The sequence below is a fragment of the Latilactobacillus sp. genome, assembly GCF_033176295.1.
Classification (GTDB): Bacteria; Bacillota; Bacilli; order Lactobacillales; family Lactobacillaceae; genus Latilactobacillus; species Latilactobacillus sakei.
This window is the reverse complement of the sequence record NZ_JAMQEX010000021.1, coordinates 1-20,603: the sequence shown is the minus strand read 5'-3', so window position 1 is coordinate 20,603 and position 20,603 is coordinate 1. Positions and strand designations below refer to the sequence as shown.

The window sequence follows — 20,603 nt, the reverse complement described above, 5'->3', positions numbered from 1 at the left end:
TTTGTGTAGGAACATCAATGATAACAGAGATTTGTCTTGGTGTTTTTTATTTTATCAATTAGCTAAAAGTATTTGGCTAACTTGATTATAAAACGCGCGTCTTTTTTATTTACTAACAAGACTTAAAATGATAGACAACTGTATGAAAATCGGTCTTATTTCGAGGTAACGTTAATCCAACATTCATTAACTCGTCCCCACCATATTGTTCACCTGAATCAGACTGATATACCTTATTAGGATCTAAATAATTTAATTTAAATACCGGATAATGCGGTGCTGCTTGTGCTAGTTCACTGTAAATCAACACATTAAATTCACTACGATTTTCATTGATGATCAACCAAGCAGTGTAGTTATCATCTGTAACAACTAAGCGATAGAACCGACCAAATTGAGTTAATTGCCGTTCTTTTTTTGCAATTTTGGTTTGTTGTTTAATCTGTTGTTTCTCATCAGCACTTAATTGCGTTAAATCAAGTTCATAGCCTAGATTCCCAAACCTCGCAATATCAAACCTCGTCTGTATATCTGTTGTTCTACCTACTTGATGATTAGGAACTGCACTCACATGTGCAGCCATCGTAATTGGTGGGTATAGTAGGCTATAGCCATCTTGGATAACAACTCTGCTTGGTGCATCTGTATTATCACTCGTCCAGGTCTGTGGCATGTAATATAGCATGCCCGGATCAAACCGCCCACCTCCGCTTGAACAACCTTCAAATAATACTGTTGGGAACTCATTCGTAATCACTTCTAACACATGATATAAGCCTAAAATATATCGGTGCCAAACCTCACCTTGTTGACTATCATCGACTGCCGTACTATAAACATCTGACATATGTCGATTCATATCCCATTTAATATAATCTATTTTTCCAGTACTAAGATGTTGTCTCAGCATTTGTATTAGATAATCTTGAACCGCTGGGCGTGTCAAATCTAACACTAATTGATTTCTACCTTCCATCGGTTCGTAATTTGGAACATGTAAACACCAATCTGGATGCTGACGATATAGATTACTTTTCCGTGAAATCATCTCAGGTTCAAACCACAGTCCAAATAACAAGCCATGTTGCTTAATCGTATCCGCTAACTGTCCAATTCCATGTGGTAATTTAGTCTGATCAACCGACCAGTCTCCCAAAGATGTCGTATCATCATTACGACCAACAAACCACCCATCATCCAAAACAAATAGTTCGATACCAACATCAGTCGCTTCTTGCGCCAATGCTTCACATTTAGCAGCGTCAATCGCAAAATACATTGCTTCCCAAGTATTAATTAAAATTGGCCGTTCCTGGTGGCTAAAACGTCGCGGTACTAAATGATCCTGATATAATTGATGAAAATTCTGACTCATTCCGTTTAAACCAGCCGTACTATAATTCATGATAGCTTCTGGTGCCACAAATGTTTCATTCGGTGCTAAGCGCCAATCAAATGTATCTGTATTCAAGCCTAGCTGTGCGCGAATATTACCGTATTGATCTTGCTCGACTTGTCCCATGAAATTACCACTATAGACCAAATGAAATCCATAAACCACACCAGTATATTCTGTTGTTTTAGGTGATAAAAGTGCAAAAAAAGGTTGGTGTTGCGGACTACTTGCCCCACGAACACTTTCTATTTTTTGAATGCCTGGATAAATAGGATGTTGATTGCGATTAGCTTCATTAATATGTGCCCCGTACAATGATAACCAGGATAGCTTTTGAGGTGTAAAATCGATTGATAAGCTTTGACAATTCTGAATTGTAATTGCTCGTTGTCCAACATTCGTCACTTCTTGATGCATTGCGATAATATCTAAATCCTTAAAGATTGTATAATACATCGCTACCCGCACACCGGCTTTCAAATCCTCCAAATTAATCCGGAGTGTTTGTGCATCATCGTCACTAACAACATAAGTTGCCGGCAAGTCACTTAACTTGGGCTTCCCAGTAATTATTTGGTAATCACGATATTCTAGGTCAAGGTGGTTATTGTGACTAGCTTGTTGAATTGTTAAAGCAGGGATTCGATAATCACCCGTATCTCGTGTTGGACAAATCAGTGGTAACTCACCTAACGAAACCGTTCGATCCGTCGATGGATTAACAGCTAATCCACGGTCCGTAAACCGGATAGTGTTACTTTCATGATACTGACGAATATGAGCACCAAAATAGCGATGAATTACATATTTTTGTTGAACGATTGCTAAGACCATACTGATACGCCCATTATCTAGGTAAAATATTGCCTTTTTTTCATCAAAACTAATCATTTTATCACATCCTATTTCCACTTATTTATTCTATAATAAAATGAATACTAATCCACAACAAGAGTAACAAATTTAATGGGAGGGTAATAAATTGGGGCTTAATCATTCTTTTCAGCTGCACTATGATCACACACAGTACTTTCATTTAATCGGTGGCGGAAATGAAACTGTCACTGCAAATTATTATTGGGACTGTCGCCAAAGAACTGGGAACTATTGCCTTTTTCAATATACAATTAAAGGACAAGGTCATTTACAAATTGGCGATAGTCATTACACCCTAAAACCCGGTGACGCCTTTTTAGCGACAATTCCTGGTAACCAGATTTATTCATTAGCGCCAGATAGTATAAATTGGCAATTTATCTACTTGGAATTCTCACCACATTTTATTGATCAATGGCACCAAATGACACAAGATACGCCCATACTGAACTTTAAGGAACATCCCGTATTCGTTAAAAATTGTCTAGCGTTAAATCAAATAGGTCTCCAAAATACGTTTAGTGATTATTTCGAAAATACAAGTCGATCAGCACAATTTTTCTTTGATCTCTTACGAATTAGTCAACATACTCACCAATCGGCTCAAGATAAATATCCAGAATGGTTAAGCCATTACCGTCAGTGGCTAGATATCCACTACGATCAGGACATTTCATTAGAAGATGCGGCTGATATTTTTAATAAATCAAAATACACACTCATTAAAGTCTTTAAATATTACTACCAACAATCACCAAAGCAATACCTAATTGATTTACGTATAAAAAAAGCAATGCGTCTACTCATCGAGCATCCCGAATTAACCGTCAAAACAGTTGCGCAAAAGTGTGGCTTTCAGTCAGCCAATTACTTCACCAAAGTTTTCCATAAAAAAACAATGTATTCTCCTCTAAAATTTGCTCAAGAAAATACATTGCACGATAGTAGTGTTCATTATTTTAATAACTAGATCTGCGCTTATTAATAAACTTAATTATTTTAGCGTTAGTTCATATTCCTCATGTCTCTTAGGGTCAACCTGCGTTGTGCCCGGAATGAAATGAATCGCTTCTGTGCCTGCCTCTCTGGCTTGATGGTAATACCACTTCTTCCACCGTAAGAAAGCTAAGTTCGTTTCTAATGCCTTAATTTTGGCTTCCAACTGACGTTCGTGTTCGACCATAAAATCGTAACGATCAGGTAGCGTTTCATCGCCCACCATACACCAGTCAATAAACTGGCCAATTTCTTTAATCGGAATGGCCGATTTTTTCAAACAGTCGATCACTTCGACGTAACCTAAATCGTCATCCGTAAAAATTCGGCGGCCAGCCGCGTTTCGTTTAGCAAACGGCAATAACCCTTCCTTGTCATAATAGCGGAGCGTATCAACCGAAACGCCCATTTTAGTTGCAATCTCACCAATTAAATAAGTTGTCATTATTTCTCCTTGACCTGGAGCTAACTCCAGGTGGTATGCTTTTTATATAGCATAATATAGAAAGCAGGTTTTGACCACTATGAATAAACCATTAATCGTTATTACAGGCGCTAGCTCAGGATTTGGCGCCGAAATCGCTAAAATTTTTAATACTGCTGGCTATCCAGAATTACTACTTGGTAGACGGGCTGATAAAATCGCTAACTTACCTTTAACCTTTGAAAACGTCTTAATCGAATCAGTCGACGTCACTAATCAAGCGGAATTTAAAACTGCGATTCAAAAAGCAGAAGCGAAATTCGGGCCGACCGACTTACTGGTCAATAATGCTGGTGTTATGTTACTAGGGAATGTCTTGACCCAAGACGCCAAGGAATGGCAAACAATGCTTGACACGAACGTCATGGGCGTTCTAAACGGCACGCAAATTGTATTACCTGCCATGATTGAACACCAACATGGGACAATCATCAACATGTCTTCATTAGCTGGTCGTAAGACTTTCGTAAACCATGCTGCCTATGTCGCTTCTAAATTTGGCGTTCACGGTCTAAGCGAAACCATCCGTGAAGAAGTCTCGGGCCAAAACGTTCGGATTTCAATGATCGCCCCGGGCGCTGCTGAGACAGAATTACTAACCCACGTCACTGATCAAGGTGCCTTAACAGACTATCAGGCTTGGAAAGATAGCATGGGTGGCATTACTTTAGACCCAGTTCACGTGGCCGAATCCGTTAAATTTATTTACGACATGCCACAAGCGGTTAATATTCGTGAACTCGATATCGCAGCAACACGTCAAGATAACTAATTTTTCTAAAGCGTGCTATGCCAAAGTTACTTTTGGCATAGCACGCTTTTTTTATACTTGCCGATGACCGCCCCACGTATTTGACAATATGTTACACTTGCAAACTAAAGATTGTTTTACGTCGCTATTTCCTCTAAACTAGACTATAGAAAGCGGAGTATTACTTTTGCCAAAATATGAAGAGATCGCCGACACACTTCGCCAGCGGATTAAGCAAGGAATTTATCCTGCTAATTCGTTGCTACCTAATCAGGTTGAACTTGTCGAAGAATTCGATGCTAGTCGCATGACGGTTAAAAAGGCCATTACGATTCTCACCATGGAAGGGCTCGTTTTTGCTCGTCGTGGCGCTGGCACCAAAGTACTGGACCATTCTTTTTGGAATAAAAATACTGCACCAGCCGATCAATATCGGGGGATGTCCTTTGATTTAGCTGATGCCAATCAAACCCTCACCAGTAAGGTTATTACCTTCAAAGTCACCTTCCCCTCACCAGAAGTTAAGGAACGCCTTACCTTGAATGCACAACAACCGGTTTACGAAATCATTCGCTTACGGATTGTCGATGGCGTCAACAGCGTCCTTGAACATACATACATGCCCGTTAACCTAGCACCGGGTTTAACAGATGAAATTCTAGAAAATTCCATTTACAGTTATTTGAAGAAAGACCTTCACTTAACTTTTGCGGGTGCTTTCCGAAATATTCAAGCCGACAAAGCTGATAAATATGATCAAGAATATCTCGAATGTGCGCCTACTGATCCGGTTTTAGAAGTCGAACAAGTGGTCTATCTCGATAGTGGTCAACCGATTGAGTATTCCCGGAGTCGTAACCGCTACGACCGCCGCGGTTATACTTACTTGGACGTCAATAACTGCTAATTACAACACAAAAAGAAGCCCTTATCGCATTGATAAGGGCTTCTTTTTTATAGTGCTTTATTTTTCAAGATCTTGTAATTTTTGGTTGTCATCTAATACTGAACGACCGCCATTACCGATTTTTTGTAAATGATTCATACCGAACCACAATAGGATCAATGCGACTACCATAAATAGTAGTAACGTGAAGACTGTTTGTAGCACTTGACCGTTACCTAAACCAGATGTAATTGCTTGTCTGAAGCCTAGGATTGAGTAAGTCATTGGTAAGAATGGATGGATCACGTTGTAGAAGTGGTTTGTAATTTCCATTGGGAATGTCCCACCTGAACCACCTAATTGGAGCATCAAGAGAACCATGGCCAAGAAACGACCAGGATTATCGAACGTCATCGATAAGAACATGATGATCGCCATCGACGTCAATGAGAACATAATTGATACTAAGAAGAATTGGGCAGGATGATCAACATTTAACCCTGCGATCATCATCAAACCAGGTTCGATGATTGCCATGCCAACAGCAACTAAGGCGCCGACAGAAATCTTACTTAAGTACCAAGCTGTTGCTGATTGACCAGTCATTGAAACTTTCCGAATTGGGAAAGCAAAGTTGAAGACGATTGCCCCAACGAATAAGGCTAATGAAAGCACGTATGGTGCTAAAGCATGACCGTAGTTAGGGACATAGCTATAGTTTGAGTGTTTCAATTCAGCAGGTGCAGCGAACATATCCGCTGTCTTATTCGTTAATTGGATATCGTTAACTTGTTTTGCACCACCCTTAAGGGCAGTTGCTAAGGTCTTGTTACCATCAGTTAACTGACCAGCACCGTCGTTTAACTTAGCTGAGTTAGCAGCTAATTGACTTGTACCATCGGCTAATTGACCAACACCACTCGTTAACGTTGGGATCTTAGCGTTTAATTGACCAAGACCACCGTTCAATGTTTCAGAACCTGTTGCCAATTGACTAACACCACTTGTTAATTGTGGTACTTGGCTATTCAATTGACCAGTACCAGTTGCTAATTGTTTTGAACCAGCAGCTAATTGACCAACACCGCTTGTCAATTGTGGTACTTGACCGTTTAATTGCGTTGTACCAGCATACAAGGCTTTTGAACCTGTTGCTAATTGACCAACACCGCTTGTCAATTGTGGCACTTGACCGTTTAGTTGTGTTGTACCAGCATACAAGGCTTTTGAACCTGTTGCTAATTGACCAACACCGCTTGTCAACGCTGGTACCTTACTATTTAACTCGTTTGTCCCATCACTTGCTTTTGATACGCCAGCTGTATAGGCGCTTAATCCTGGAATTAAGCCTAGTTGACTCGGAGTCCCAACAAGGCCTAATTTAATTTGTCTTAAGCCTGCATTGATAGTATCTGTTGCTTGGATAGCCCCCATATCTGAAGGTTTATCACTAGTTTTAGTTAAACGTGCGCTAACAGTTTTTAAACCACCTGTTAATTCATCAATTGCTTGATCTACGCCCGATTTAAGTTGAGGTGCTGCAACATATAATTCATTTACACCTTTTTTCAATGCTTGAAGACTTGTCATTAAGTTAGTCATCTGCGTTTGAACTGATTTTAGATGTACACCAGTATCTTCAGTATTAGTTTTAATCGTATTTAAATCTGCACCAGATGAGGCAAGTTGATTAGCTGTAGCAGTAACACTAGTCCCCGCACTTTGAAGTGCATTATTTAGTTTCTGTGCTAAAGCTGGATCTTTTGATAATGCTGCTTTAATTTGTGGATCAGAAACTACTTCTGTAATAGCTTGTAATTGCGCACCAGTGTTAGCAACTTGACTAGCTGCACTTGTACTTACATTTTTATCATATAGTTTACTATTAATTTGTTGTAATGATTGTCCTGTACTTGTAGCATCAGTTGCTACTGCCGTTAAGTCCGTTGTTACTTGTTTTGAAATTGCATCTGCTTGTGGACTATTTATCCCCGCGTTAAGTTTCTCAACACCAGTCTGTAATTCGCCCATGCTTGATTTCAATAAATCTAACTTTTCTGATTTACTATCTAACTGATCATCAATCATATTAGCAGCAGCAGATAAGGCGCCACTTAATTGTTGACTACCATCGATTAACTGATCAACGCCGCCATTTACTTTACCAGCACCAGCAACTAACTGATCACTATTACTATCTAAGGCATTTAATCCACTCTTTAATTTTGTAACGCCACCGGCTAATTGTCCGGTACCATCATTTAACGTTTGTAAACCTGTGTTTAATTGACCAGCACCGTCATTTAAATCTTTAGCACCTGAAGCCAACGCACCTGTTTTACTATTTAACGTTTGTAAACCTGTGTTTAATTGACCGGCACCGTTGTTCAATTGGCTTGCGCCTGAAGCTAATGCGCCTGTCTTACTGTTCAATGTTTGTAGACCTGTGTTCAATTGGTTGGCACCGCTGTTCAATTGGCTAGCACCTGAGGCTAATGCGCCTGTTTTGCTGTTCAATGTTTGTAGACCTGTGTTTAAGGCCCCTGAACCGGCTGCTAATTTTTGAATACCATCTGATAAAGGTGTCACGCTAGTTTTCATTGTCATGACGCCATCGTTGACCTTATCAACACCAGCTGTATAAGTGTTCAAGCCATCTGAAAGTGTGACTGAACCCTTTGTTAACTTCTTAGCCCCTGAAGCGGCTGTGCTGAAGCCTTTACCAGCTGTTTTAACTTGTTTGAACATAACTTGAGCATAAGCCTTTGTTACTGTTTCACGTACTTGGGCGTTCAATTCCTTGGCACCCATTTCACTGATAACTTCACCGATGAAGTTCAATGAATCGTTTGTTTCATATTGGATTTGCATCTTTTTAGGATTCTTATCCAAAACTGTTGCGGCGTTTGCTGAAAAGTTCTTAGGTAAAGTAACGACTGTATAGTATTCTTTGTCCTTCAAACCTTGTTTAGCCTTCTTGGCCGAAACGAAACGCCAACCTAATTGGTCGTTCTTCTTTAATTCCTTAACCATGTCTTTACCAGCACTCAACGTTTCACCGTTATAAGTTGCTGGTTGATCATTATTTACGACAGCGACTGGTAATTCACCAGTACTACCGTAAGGATCCCAGACAGATTTCAGGAAAAAGACACTGTACAAGAACGGAATAAACATGATTGCGATTAACGAAATCATGATGATTTTATTCTTGGCAATGAACTTAAATTCATTTTGAATCATCTTCATCTGTAAAACTCCTTACTTAATTTTGATGTATAATCAATTACATTCAATATCCACGATAACTGAACTAGTTTAACCTTTTTTCATGAAAATTTCAACCCTTATGCATTAATCAATCAAACATTAGTCACAAAAAAAGCGTTCCAGGTTATCCTAGAACGCTTTAGCACACTAATTACTTCCTATAATATGGGTTCTTCTATAAATTTTGCTTAGCCATAATTCTTTGTGTGATATATCCAAAGAGAATCATCGCGATGATTTGAATGCCGTAAATCGCTAGATAATGGCCCATTTCGTTTACATCAATCGTTGGAATTACAAGCAATGCAAATGACGTTATGATCCGATAAACCCAAGTAAGACCGATGAAAACCAAAATGGCTTTTTTTGCCCCTCGCATCCAAGTGCAGGCCAACAACATCAATGTCACCGTTGTGATATAGGCTAGAATAAGATCAATCAAATAATACCAAGAGAAATTATTCATGAATGACGAGAAGACGAGTTGCAGCATCCCAATATTCTTATTCAATTCAACGACTAGCAATGTTCCTGGTATTAATAAAAGGACAACTGCGGCTAACATTGATAAGCAAATCGTTACAATTAATTTGGCGTAGAATAAATGTTTCCGTTTAATCCCAGAAGCCATCATCAAGGCCAAAACATCATTATTATAATCGACCGATAAAACGTGGAACGGATACCAATATAATAAGATGAAATTGGCGGCTATCAACAACATGATACTAATAATCATAAATGAACCAAAAGTTTTATTGCCATATAACTCAGCTGGTAGTGATTGTGCGTTTGCCAATACCAAGGTAAAAATAATATTGAGCACCGCAATAATCCCAAAAACTAACATATATACTTTTTCATGGAAAAATTTGAAGAATTCCATTTTTACAATTCGTTGGATCGTCATCTAATCACTTCCTTAATTTAATTTATTGTCTAATGCACTTAGTACGCCAATTTCATTGATTTCGATCTCAGCATCAATTAATTTCATTTGGACTTCTCGCCACTTAGGATCTTTAATCGATAATTGAATCCGACCATCGGCTAACACTTCATGTTCATAAGCCATTTCGGTTAAAATCGCTTGAACTTTTGCATTATCAGTCGTGTTGACCACCCGTAGTTTCTTGTCACTTTCGGTCGCTAAATCAATCGTTTCACGCAATTGACCGTGATCAATCACAAATACTGACTTACAGAACATTTCAATATCACTTTGAACGTGACTTGAGATGAGCAAGGTCATTGATCCTTCGCTAATTAATTTTTGGAGGTAAGTCTTGAACCATTGTACCGTGTCTAAGTCTAGACCTCTAAAAGGTTCATCTAAGATAAGTAGTTCCGGTTGGTGCAATAACGCGATTAATAAGATTAATTTCTTCTTCATCCCGTAAGAATAAGTTTTAACTTTTTGATTTAAGACAGCTTCAATGCCAATTTCAGCCGCTAATGTGCGTGCTTGTTCGCGGTTAAATTCACCCCGTAAGCCACTAAAATAGGCCAAGTTAAACCAGCCGGTTTGATTCATGTAAACAGACATGCCGTCTAAAACAATCCCCACCCGATTTAAAATAGCCGGATTATCGCGGACGTTTTGACCATCAATTTGAATTTCACCCGAATAATTCGTAATGATATTGGTTAAGCTCTTAAATAACGTCGTTTTACCAGCGCCATTATGACCAACAATGCCGTAAGCACCGCCATTTGGAATGGTTAAGTTTTTTAAATCCAGTGCAACATTATTTTTATACGTTACGACAAGATTGTTAATTTCAATTTGCATTGTATTCCTCCTTAACTAATAGTCCCCATTATAAGGGTTTGGACCCTTAAAGCGGTAAAGATTAACTAAATTTAATTAAAAAACACCTAACAATAAACCGATTGTTAGACGTTTTTTTGTGAATATATTAAACGCGCTCTGAACGTGTTCTACCAACCATATCCTTGCGGTTGGTTTCACACTCTATCCTAAACGTGCTTTTTAAGTCTAGTCCCTTCCGCTTAACCCTGCTCCGCAAATAACCGATGCTGTCGGTTATTCACTGAGCTGTGTTAATGCTCAGGGCCTACCCAGACTTAAACGCACACTTATCCTAAACGCGCTCTATTTTTGTCATGCCGCCCATGTATGGTACCAATGCTTCTGGGATTGTGACACTGCCGTCTTCATTTTGGTAGTTTTCCAAAATAGCAGCAACTGTCCGGCCAACCGCTAAACCTGAACCGTTCAATGTGTGGACCAAGTTCACGTGGCCATCTTCGTCACGGTAACGAATTTGGGCGCGACGTGCTTGGAAGTCGGTACAATCTGAACAGCTTGAGATTTCACGGTAAGTATTTTGAGCAGGTAACCAAACTTCAATATCATAAGTCTTAGCTGATGTGAAGCTGGCATCGCCTGTTGCCAAAGTAATGACATGGTATGGCAAGTTCAATGCTTTTAAGATATTTTCAGCATCGTTAGTCATTTTTTCTAATTCATTAAATGATTCTTCAGGCTTTGTGAATTTCACCATTTCAACTTTGTTAAATTGGTGCATCCGGATTAATCCACGAGTATCACGGCCGGCACTCCCAGCTTCTGAACGGAAGGCTGGTGATAAGGCAGTGAAGTAGATTGGTAATTGTGCGCCATCTAAGATTTCATCACGGTAGAAGTTTGTCAATGGCACTTCGGCGGTTGGAATCAAGGTCATTGGTTCGCCTTCGTTAGTCATTGTGTAAACATCTTCCGTAAACTTAGGAAATTGGCCAGTCCCAAACATTGATTCGCCGTTAACCAAGTATGGTGTAATCATTTCTTCATAACCTTCTTTGGCATGTTGATCTAACATAAAGTTATAAACGGCCCGTTCAAGACGTGCACCAGCACCCTTGTAATAAACGAAACGGCTGCCTGAAACTTTAGCAGCACGTTCGAAATCTAAAATACCAAGTTTTTCACCGATATCCCAGTGTGCTAATGGTTCGAAATCAAATTCACGGGGTGTTGACCATTTACGTTCTTCACGGCTGAAGCTTTCATCCAAACCAACTGGTGCTGAGTCATCAGGGAAGTTAGGTAAGCGAACCAAGATATAGTCTACTTTTTCCTTCACTTCAGCTAATTGTGCATCTAATTCTTTAATTTCTGCACCGACGTTCTTCATAGCAGCGATTTGTTCAGTTGCATCTTCTTTATTGCGTTTAGCAACAGCGATTGCTTCTGAAGCAGCGTTTCTGTTTTTCTTCAATTCTTCAGTTTGGACGATTAAAGCGCGGCGTTTTTCATCTAAGGCAACTACCTCGTCGATTTCTGCAGCATCAATACCGCGAGTCGCTAATTTATCCTTTGCCCATTGGACATTTTCCCGAATTACTCTGATATCTAACATAGCACTCTCTCCTTTTTATAGATAATAATCAACAAAAAAAGCCTTCTCATCCCCTAAATTGGGACGAAAAGACTTCACATTCGCGGTACCACCCAAGTTCACTGATTACCAAATAACCAGTGCCCTTCATTGCTGATAACGGTCAGGTGCCGTGTAGTTATTCACTACCCACTATTACGCTGGAATACTGGATTCAATACCTTCCACCAACCGGTATCTCTCTGTCAATCCATATAGGCGCTTATTCACGTGTTTTTCTCTTGCATTAAGAATAACCCATTTGGCTATTAAATTCAATCTTAATCGGCTGACTTTTGTAACCAAAGCTCTCTTAATAAGCCATATAAACGCCCATAATGGTCACTATCCGCATTTTGATTCCACTTAAACATCACTGCATTCGGGTTAACCTTATTGGCTAACGAGATACTTGACGTTGTGATGACTAGATCGGCATCAGCCAAATCAGCATCGTCGTGCGTCACTGTCACATAACGAATATTCTTCAAAGCCATCATTAAATCAAAATAACCTAAGAATGATTGTTCTGATACTAAGACGACCTTCACCGGGTTAGTAGGTGCTACCCGTTGAACAACTTGCCGTAAGACATTATAAAGCCCGCTAACAATTTGATCGCGTAAATCGCTGATAAAATCTAATTGCTTGTCTAAGAGTAAGTAATCGACCGTATCTTCAATATCTTGTTTTAAAACGGGGTTATCCCTCAAGCGTGTGTAATCGTCCATTAAATGGTTCGCCATAATCGACATCACATCTTGTTTAAACATATAGATTGTCATGACAGTGGCCATTAATGTCTGAACTAATCCTTGATAATCTTCTTCATCCAGGTTCAAATGTTCTTCAAGATTAATTGGCACCTTAGCCATGAAATCCATTACGAATTTATGGGTCTTAGGAATATAACGTTCATAGCGATCTTCATAAGATGGCATATACTGATTATTCCCTTGTAACAAGATGGGCCCAAAGTTCATCAAGTCATAAAGGTTAAAAGATTCAGCCATTGCTTCTTCCATCGTCATCTGAGCCATTGCATTTTTAATAATTAACGCTGGCCCAATGAACGGTTGGTTAATATACGTTTTAATCATATTGGGGACTGGGTACCGCAATAAATTTTCTTCGGTAGGTCCTTGAATATAGTGCCGCTGCGCAATCCGATAGTACATTGTCACAACTAAGTATGCACCTAATTCGCGGGTTAAAACATTTGGTTTTGCCAATTGGAACCGTTCGATTGCTAAATCAAACGCCTTTAAAGCATCCAATCGATCAATCGTTTCAAATGGCCATGTGTGCCCATCAGTCGCTAGCCAGAATAAAATGATGAGGACTAAGCGAATCTTATTCTCATCACCTTCTAGGCGAATTGGATCGTAATACATGCGAATATCAAATGACCGGATTAAATCCCGAACACCTTTCAAATGCCGCAATGCGGTTGCTTTGCTGATATCGTGTGATGTCCAAAATTCTTCGAACTTCACTTCTTCACCTTTCAACAAGATGTTTACAAAATCAAAAACATCTGATTGATCCACTAAATGATAGTGATAGGCATCTAGTGGGACACTAAATAATCTTTGAATATCTTCAGTGTCTTCGCCGATAACTTCTTTTAAATCAGCGACGATACTCATATAGGTATTATATAGACTACCATAAGTCCGGTTTAATAAGGCGGCGACCTGTTTTAAATTAACGTCGTCGACTAATGGTTCATTTTTTCGAGATAATGCAATTCTTTTTTTGACGGGTAATTCATCCCGCTTCAAGCTCGCGATATCCAACAACAGACCATATTTATCATTTTCAGCCTGTGTTAAAAAAACACTGTCATTTCTATTCAACTGACTAACCTCCCGGAAAGTATCTATAATGGGCAATTTATTTTACCATTAATGACTTCGCAATGAAACCATACCTCCCCTTGATAAACAAGCGTTGCTTTTTGCGCTAAAAATGCTAGAATATTTAAGTGACGTTTGGTGATGAAACACCACATGTTGTATATCAATAACATTCAAAACACATTTTATAGTCAAAAGAGGGAGACTGATGACATTGCTCGTACTTGCTGGCACAATTGGTGCAGGAAAAACTAGTTTAACAAAATATTTATCTGATCATTTAGGAACGGAAGCTTTTTACGAATCCGTTGATGATAACGAAGTATTACCTTTATTTTATAAAGATCCTACAAAATACGCTTTTTTACTCCAAATCTATTTCTTAAATAAACGATTTGATAGTATCAAGCAAGCTTACACAGATGATAACAACATCTTGGATCGCTCAATCTTCGAAGATTCATTACTCTTCCACTTGAACGCTGATCTCGGTCGTGCCACAGCAACTGAAGTGCGCGTTTACGACGAATTGTTAGCCAACATGATGCAAGAATTACCATTTGCCGCCCACAAGAAACGTCCTGATTTATTAATCCATGTCCGCGTTAGTTTCGAAACAATGCTCTCACGGATTCAAAAACGTGGTCGTTCTTATGAACAATTAGAAGCCGATCCAACCCTCTACGACTATTACAAGGAATTAAACAGCCGTTATGACGCTTGGTACGACGCTTATGATGAAAGTCCTAAGATGCAAATCGACGGCGACGTATTAGACTTCGTTGAAAACGAAGCTGATCGTAAAAAAGTCATCGATATGATCGACCAACGAGTTAAAGAATTAAACGAACAACAATCTAAAGCAATCTAAATCTGATTTAAAAAAGGCCTGGATAAATTATTATCCAGGCCTTTTTTGCATACAAATGTGTACGTTATCAATTGAGCTCAGATTTTTCTAAGTGTGATTTTTGAATCCATAATTCGTGAACAATCCCGTATAAACGAGCGTAATGATCACTATTAGCATTCAACCGCCAAACAAACGGCACTGCTTCTGGATTGGTATAATCTGGTAAGGTGATGCTGGCCGTAGTAACCACTAAATCGGCATCCCGTAAGGCTTCATCACTAGTGCTGACATCAACGTATTGAATGTTATCCAATGCCGCCAAGACATCCATATAACCTAAATAATCTTGTTCAACCACTAAAGCAACCTTCACACGGTTAGCCGGACGATACTGTTGAATTAATTGTCGCATCAAGTTATAGTACGCTTTCACAAGCGCATCTCGATTAGGTTCAAATAATCGAAATTCTGGTTCAGATAAGAGATAATCGACTGTCTGACTAACGCCAGCCCGTAATCGTTCATTGGGCCGCAATAATTTTAAGCGTTCCATTAATTGATGTGATGCTACGGAAGTCATATCATTACCTAACACATGAATATTAGTTGTGACCACAAATAAGGCATTTTGTAACTCGTGATAGACTTTATCTGATATCTTCAAATAGCGCTGAATATCAATTGGCGTCCGTTCCAAAAAATGACGAACAAAATGATAAACTTCTGGTACATAACGTTCATAAACCATACATTCAGTAATATCAAACTGTTCTTTCGATTTTAGCGGCATTGGTCCGTATTTCATTACAAAATACAACCCGGCCGACTCAGCACGACACTGTGCAGGTGATAATTGCGCCAATGTTGCCCGTAAATTAATTGAATCTTCCGTAAAATCAGCAACCAGATAAGTATTAGTCAAATCAGGATATGGATAACGAATCAACGACATCCGATCGTCTTCTTCAATAATCTTTCCTTGCATCACTCTATAATAAGAAATCGCGATCATATAGGTGCCAATTTCACGCGTTAATAAGTTAGGCTCTTCTAGTTGATAGGCCTTAACTGCACAATCAAACGCATCATGCGCCATTTGTTGGTCAACGTCATCAAAAACCCATGTATGTCCACCAGCCGCAAGCCAATATAAGGTCACCAGCGCAATCCGAATCGCCTTTTCATCACCTTCTAAGTGAATTGGATCATACGCAATCCGTACATTAAAGGCTCGAATTAAATCCCGTACCTGTTTCAAGTGCCGCAAGACGGTTGCCTTACTACTCTTGTGCTTCTCCCAAAATGATTGGAACGACACGTTACCACCATGTAATAAAATTTGGACAAAATCATAAACATCCGAATTTTTAACCATATAAAAATGATAGGCGTCACTCGGTACCTTAAAGAGCTGCCGAGCATCATCAGTATCGGTCCCTAAGACCGCCTGCAGATCGCCCACCATGCTCATGTACATATTATATAAACTACCGTAGTTGCGATCTAAGAGCGCCGCAACCTGTTTTAAATTCACATCATCAATCAGGTAATCAACCTGTCTGGCCATACTAATTCGTTTCTTAACGGGCAGTTCATCCCACTTAACGTTAGTAATATCCAAGAATAATGCGTACTTTTCTTTCTCAGCTAGCGTCAAATAAATACTGTTCGTATTCATCTAAGTAGCACCTCCAGTCCAAACTAACTATCATTTAAAATGACTGATGAGCTAGAATTAATTTTATATTAATTTGAATCCTTTTATTACCGCAGTTCTACTATACCCTTATCAAATGCAATTAAACATTATAATCATAAATAATATTTTAGAATATTATAATAATATACATAGTATTGATTATTAACATTGAGCTATGTTAAATAATTATTAATCTCATCCCGTTATTTTTTAGGCGTTAAATGTTAAAAACGAAACAAAAAAAGAACTTAGCATCATTATTAGATTTTGCTAAGTTCTGATTAAAAATTTTCTAAAGTGTCAGCTGCCACCCCATCGGCGCTTCGTAAGGATCTGTTGAAATCTGATAATCATTTCTATACGGTAAATGAAGCTGTAGTGAGCTCTCCTTAAGGGGATTATCCCCCATCCGTGTTTCTAGACTTTGCGCTGTCGTGTCACGCTTCAATATTCCATCAATCCACTCACCATCGCTTTTATCTGGCGCTAGTGGCACTGGTGCTGCGGTATTGATATTATATTTAAAATTATTAGTAATATAAAACGGATTTTGACTTGTCGCATTCGCGTCTAAATAGGCTAATTTTAGGTTAAATCCGCTTAATAACGGATTATAAACAACTACCCTTGGTTCTTCCGGTGTTCCGGTATCTGCGACTGTTTTTTGGGTCAATTGAATCTCGTTGATAGCAACCGTTCTTGTTGATTCACCAGAAGAATTACCCAAAATATCCGTGCCAAATGATATTTTAGCAGGGACAGTCACTTCGAGAGACGCATCAATCTGTAACGTGAATTTAAACGTCGCAGTGGTTTCAATCTTATCCGCAGCAATTGTTGCCTCCTTGGCATCCGCCGTTGTTGCAAATTCAATCCCGCTAGTTTTAGTGAGTGGATAGCTAATCTTCTGCGCCTCAGTTTTCATGGTCCCCGCTGTCGCCTTAGTCTGATTATTTAAATCAGCCAATAAACTTTCTTGATCTAGCTCTACAGAGGTCTCAGTTTGAGTACCGCTGGAATAACGATGCCACTCACCTTTATCGTTATTACCGTTACTGTTATACCGATAATATAAGCCATAGCTGTTAGGTACATTCGATAGCTTTAACTCCCCTGTAATCCCTAGACTAGGTGCAGGCTTCAAAGCCCCATCAGCATAATCAAACTTAGCCGTCCCACCACTCTTAAGCGATTGAGAATTCTTACTACCCGGATCATTTAAATCGATGGAATCGATAGTGACTTTTTTTGCATCCCCCCCATCATTTAAATCCGGAAATTCTTGGTTATTACCAAAAACAGACTTATCATGCTCTGGGGATATAATCGCATTATCCAACGTAATATTATTCGCCGCAACAACACCACCAATATAAAGACCATGAGTGGAACTTCCGGCATAATAAGACCCATGCGGGATTAACATCGTACCAAATAGCATCGTCCCTGGACTACGGCTGGTATAACTAACTGCAGCGGTTTGTGCCGTTAAACCTGAATTATCCTGTTTATCTTGATTAAATGATTCTGGGTAGTTGTCAGCATCGTACGTGTCTGTAAAATTATTCAGTAAATGCGAACCAAATTTTAGAACATTTGGATTACTCCAATCTTCATCAGATGCACCCCCAACCTCTTTAGCAATACTATTAACGTATCCCGGTTCACCAACATCTGTTTCATTCAACGGATATTTAAAGTTATCAACACTCCCGATATAAAACCCATCTCCCGGTTGGAAATCAAATCTTTTATCATTAAAGTTTTTATAATTAATAACAATGTATGGTATTTTTTCTGAATCTAATGTTTTCCCATCATCTTTATAGAAACTATCAGAAAAGTGAAACTGAATATTCATGTGCTTAGCTTTTTTATAATTCTCTGTTAATCTATCTCGATCAATCGAAACCGCAACAATCGGCTTCTTACCATCAACTTCTGTAGTATATGGCTTAGTTTTTTCTCTTGTTTCGGCACTCACAGTTGGATCATCCGCTTTAGCAACAATATTGATAATCACATCTGTAACCTCAGGCCACGGATCAGTAATATAGAACGGATTAGATACTGGTCTTGATACTTTATTCTCATTATTAATTGGATTTGTTTGTTTTAAATCCATAATTTCATCCGTACTAGACCAAAAACCAGCATTTTCTGGGAGTAAGTTAGCATAAAATTGACTCACATCCTGAATATTCTGCTGTAAACTATAATCTGTTGCTGTTGAACCCCCACTTGTTTCGTACTTATTAACCCCGTTATCAACATACTGTGGTAGTTTAGCTAAATTACCGTTTATACCTTCTACCATTTTATTCTTCCAAAGACCTTCAAAAGTCCCTTGTTGCCCTTTGCTAAAACCAGAAAGCGAAACCGACATTCCAGGGTATGCTGCTTCAGCATCGGCTTTCGATGTATCAGTTGCAAACTCAGTATTTTTAGAAAGACCATCTTCAACTAGCGGATTTTGCCACATACCACCTAAATGAAAAACTAAATTTTTCATTCCTTCAGTTTTATCATATATTTTTTCATTCCCTTTTGTGAAATCATTAATAATGACTGCTGGATTTTTTAAATTCTTAAAATAGTTATCATATGCTGTATTCGTACTCGATTCAGTTGAACCGTTAAATCCTGATGGACCAATCCACTGCTTCTTCAAAATAACTGAATTCGCCATAATTCGACCACTGAATGGAGATTCAGATTGAACAAACTGATTCCCCGCGACCATCATAAAATTTGAGGCGCCACTTAATGGATATTCCGTATCAATTCGCGACTTATTCTTAATCACCGTCCCAGTTGCCTGAACATTTTGATGGTTAACAAAACTTATCGTTGCAAAACAACCAATTACTAACGCGATTAAACCATATTTTCTTTTTGTCATATATGTTGGCCCCCAGTCCTAACTTCCCCATTAAGCGCTAGAAGGCACCCCCGAGTTATTGTTTTTCTAGTTCTTTGATTTGCTTTTCATCTTGCTTCTTACGACGACGATACCCTAAGTAATACGTTGTAATTAATAGGATGATGAAAATAATAATTAGTATAATGATTAACCAAATCCACCATAGATTTTTATTCTTTCGGTTCATTTGCATTGCTTGGTTAACACTGATTTCAAAATCACGATCGAAAACCCAAGTTTTTTGACTGGATTTCGCAACTAAATGCAAGTGATACTTCCCATGATTAATCCAGCTATCACCAAGCGGAATCCCATATTCAAAGCTAGAGTTTGTCGCCATCGTGATACCCTCACGTTGATAGCCAAATAGTGTCTTAGAGCCTTTATGTTTCGACACTTTAGCATTGATAGTCATCGCACCTGGTGTTGCTGCTCGTACATTTTCCAACTTAGCTAATACGGCAGGCTCATGCAGATAGTTTGTTTCACTAACCCGAATCCGCCGCAGTTTCAGATTTGCCGGTGTATGTATATTAGGATGTTCTCTTAACACTACACCTATCGCCATTGCATAATAATTTTTTACACTAAAACCTTGTTGGTCTGTTCCTTGCGTACTACCTGCCTTTGTATCTTTAAAATACAGCGCACCCTTTAGAACGCCTGCATAGAGTTGATCTGGCATCTTTACCTTAAAATTAACTGTTTTCGTTTCTTTAGGTTTCAAAGTAATCATTTGTGGTTGATCAAAAAGCTGACTAAATTGATATTCCGCCTGTGATGATTTCCCAGGGTTATGCTTATCAAAGGCCTCTGTTCCTGAATCAGTTGTATAACCAGTATTAGCTGCGGCGCTAATCGTTTTTGTATTATCTTCTAGATTTTCAATCACCACTGATAATGTTTCGGTTTGATTTGGCTTCATAACTAAATCAAAACTAGATAATGCCTCGTTATATTGATTATCGGGAATATTAGCACTTACTGTAAAGCCAGCACCGGCTGCCTGGACCGTTTGCATATCCATAATCAATGGTAGCAAGAATAATCCTATTAATGACAACATTAGTATGTGTAATTTTTTCATGCGCTCTCCTTCACGAAAAAAAGCGCGCGTTTTATAATCAAGTTAGCCAAATACTTTTAGCTAATTGATAAAATAAAAAACACCAAGACAAATCTCTGTTATCATTGATGTTCCTACAC

Annotated in this window: 14 protein-coding genes; 4 read left to right on the top strand and 10 right to left on the bottom strand. The window is 38.8% G+C overall.

Annotated elements, in window-relative coordinates; translation table 11 throughout:
- Positions 1-112: 112 nt before the first annotated feature.
- On the bottom strand, positions 113-2,287 hold the full coding sequence (locus tag NDN60_RS09175; protein WP_056946919.1) for an alpha-galactosidase: 2,175 nt from the start codon (positions 2,285-2,287) through the stop codon (positions 113-115).
- 91 nt (positions 2,288-2,378) lie between these two features.
- Here NDN60_RS09175 and NDN60_RS09170 point away from each other — a divergent pair, with 91 nt between their 5' ends.
- Positions 2,379-3,242: a helix-turn-helix transcriptional regulator gene (locus tag NDN60_RS09170; protein WP_056946922.1), complete on the top strand. Its 864-nt coding sequence runs from the start codon at positions 2,379-2,381 to the stop codon at positions 3,240-3,242.
- Positions 3,243-3,266: 24 nt separating this feature from the next.
- Here NDN60_RS09170 and NDN60_RS09165 read toward each other — a convergent pair whose 3' ends face one another.
- Positions 3,267-3,713 (bottom strand): MerR family transcriptional regulator, encoded by a 447-nt coding sequence (locus NDN60_RS09165; protein ID WP_011375479.1) that lies wholly within the window; start codon positions 3,711-3,713, stop codon positions 3,267-3,269.
- A 79-nt stretch (positions 3,714-3,792) separates the two neighbouring features.
- On the opposite strand from NDN60_RS09165, the gene NDN60_RS09160 reads away from it, so the two are divergent.
- Together NDN60_RS09160 and NDN60_RS09155 are read left to right on the top strand one after the other, a co-directional pair.
- A complete protein-coding gene (locus NDN60_RS09160) occupies positions 3,793-4,524 on the top strand; it encodes an SDR family oxidoreductase (RefSeq protein WP_056946924.1) in 732 nt (243 codons plus the stop codon).
- 166 nt (positions 4,525-4,690) lie between these two features.
- Positions 4,691-5,410, top strand: coding sequence for a GntR family transcriptional regulator (locus tag NDN60_RS09155; protein WP_011375481.1), 720 nt, complete (start codon positions 4,691-4,693; stop codon positions 5,408-5,410).
- Positions 5,411-5,467: 57 nt separating this feature from the next.
- Here NDN60_RS09155 and NDN60_RS09150 read toward each other — a convergent pair whose 3' ends face one another.
- The 5 genes from NDN60_RS09150 to NDN60_RS09130 all read right to left on the bottom strand — a co-directional run bounded on the left by NDN60_RS09150 (position 5,468) and on the right by NDN60_RS09130 (position 13,922).
- Positions 5,468-8,632 carry a YhgE/Pip family protein gene (locus tag NDN60_RS09150; RefSeq protein ID WP_442911463.1) on the bottom strand — a complete coding sequence of 1,055 codons (3,165 nt, stop codon included), beginning with the start codon at positions 8,630-8,632 and terminating at the stop codon, positions 5,468-5,470.
- Between the two features lie 202 nt (positions 8,633-8,834).
- Positions 8,835-9,569, bottom strand: coding sequence for an ABC transporter permease (locus NDN60_RS09145; protein ID WP_025016185.1), 735 nt, complete (start codon positions 9,567-9,569; stop codon positions 8,835-8,837).
- A gap of 12 nt (positions 9,570-9,581) precedes the next feature.
- On the bottom strand, positions 9,582-10,451 hold the full coding sequence (locus NDN60_RS09140; protein WP_025016184.1) for an ABC transporter ATP-binding protein: 870 nt from the start codon (positions 10,449-10,451) through the stop codon (positions 9,582-9,584).
- 313 nt (positions 10,452-10,764) lie between these two features.
- Positions 10,765-12,045, bottom strand: coding sequence for a serine--tRNA ligase (gene serS / locus NDN60_RS09135; RefSeq protein ID WP_099947774.1), 1,281 nt, complete (start codon positions 12,043-12,045; stop codon positions 10,765-10,767).
- A 299-nt stretch (positions 12,046-12,344) separates the two neighbouring features.
- Positions 12,345-13,922 (bottom strand): helix-turn-helix domain-containing protein, encoded by a 1,578-nt coding sequence (locus tag NDN60_RS09130; RefSeq protein ID WP_099947775.1) that lies wholly within the window; start codon positions 13,920-13,922, stop codon positions 12,345-12,347.
- 208 nt (positions 13,923-14,130) lie between these two features.
- On the opposite strand from NDN60_RS09130, the gene NDN60_RS09125 reads away from it, so the two are divergent.
- Positions 14,131-14,793 (top strand): deoxynucleoside kinase, encoded by a 663-nt coding sequence (locus NDN60_RS09125; RefSeq protein ID WP_016265749.1) that lies wholly within the window; start codon positions 14,131-14,133, stop codon positions 14,791-14,793.
- A 67-nt stretch (positions 14,794-14,860) separates the two neighbouring features.
- Here the strand turns inward: NDN60_RS09125 and NDN60_RS09120 are convergent, their stop codons facing one another.
- From NDN60_RS09120 to NDN60_RS09110, 3 genes are all read right to left on the bottom strand, one after another.
- A complete protein-coding gene (locus tag NDN60_RS09120) occupies positions 14,861-16,453 on the bottom strand; it encodes a helix-turn-helix domain-containing protein (RefSeq protein WP_016265750.1) in 1,593 nt (530 codons plus the stop codon).
- 313 nt (positions 16,454-16,766) lie between these two features.
- Positions 16,767-19,376 (bottom strand): hypothetical protein, encoded by a 2,610-nt coding sequence (locus NDN60_RS09115; protein ID WP_099947776.1) that lies wholly within the window; start codon positions 19,374-19,376, stop codon positions 16,767-16,769.
- 55 nt (positions 19,377-19,431) lie between these two features.
- Positions 19,432-20,484 (bottom strand): DUF916 and DUF3324 domain-containing protein, encoded by a 1,053-nt coding sequence (locus NDN60_RS09110; protein WP_082268381.1) that lies wholly within the window; start codon positions 20,482-20,484, stop codon positions 19,432-19,434.
- Positions 20,485-20,603 lie beyond the last annotated feature (119 nt).

What these genes read in the sequence shown, in the direction of transcription:
- NDN60_RS09175 (WP_056946919.1), bottom strand. Translation starts at nt 2,287, where the DNA reads ATGATTAGTTTTGATGAAAAAAAGGCAATATTTTACCTAGATAATGGG.
- NDN60_RS09165 (WP_011375479.1), bottom strand. Translation starts at nt 3,713, where the DNA reads ATGACAACTTATTTAATTGGTGAGATTGCAACTAAAATGGGCGTTTCG.
- NDN60_RS09160 (WP_056946924.1), top strand. Translation starts at nt 3,793, where the DNA reads ATGAATAAACCATTAATCGTTATTACAGGCGCTAGCTCAGGATTTGGC.
- NDN60_RS09150 (WP_442911463.1), bottom strand. Translation starts at nt 8,632, where the DNA reads ATGATTCAAAATGAATTTAAGTTCATTGCCAAGAATAAAATCATCATG.
- NDN60_RS09145 (WP_025016185.1), bottom strand. Translation starts at nt 9,569, where the DNA reads ATGACGATCCAACGAATTGTAAAAATGGAATTCTTCAAATTTTTCCAT.
- NDN60_RS09140 (WP_025016184.1), bottom strand. Translation starts at nt 10,451, where the DNA reads ATGCAAATTGAAATTAACAATCTTGTCGTAACGTATAAAAATAATGTT.
- serS (WP_099947774.1), bottom strand. Translation starts at nt 12,045, where the DNA reads ATGTTAGATATCAGAGTAATTCGGGAAAATGTCCAATGGGCAAAGGAT.
- NDN60_RS09125 (WP_016265749.1), top strand. Translation starts at nt 14,131, where the DNA reads ATGACATTGCTCGTACTTGCTGGCACAATTGGTGCAGGAAAAACTAGT.
- NDN60_RS09120 (WP_016265750.1), bottom strand. Translation starts at nt 16,453, where the DNA reads ATGAATACGAACAGTATTTATTTGACGCTAGCTGAGAAAGAAAAGTAC.
- NDN60_RS09115 (WP_099947776.1), bottom strand. Translation starts at nt 19,376, where the DNA reads ATGACAAAAAGAAAATATGGTTTAATCGCGTTAGTAATTGGTTGTTTT.
- NDN60_RS09110 (WP_082268381.1), bottom strand. Translation starts at nt 20,484, where the DNA reads ATGAAAAAATTACACATACTAATGTTGTCATTAATAGGATTATTCTTG.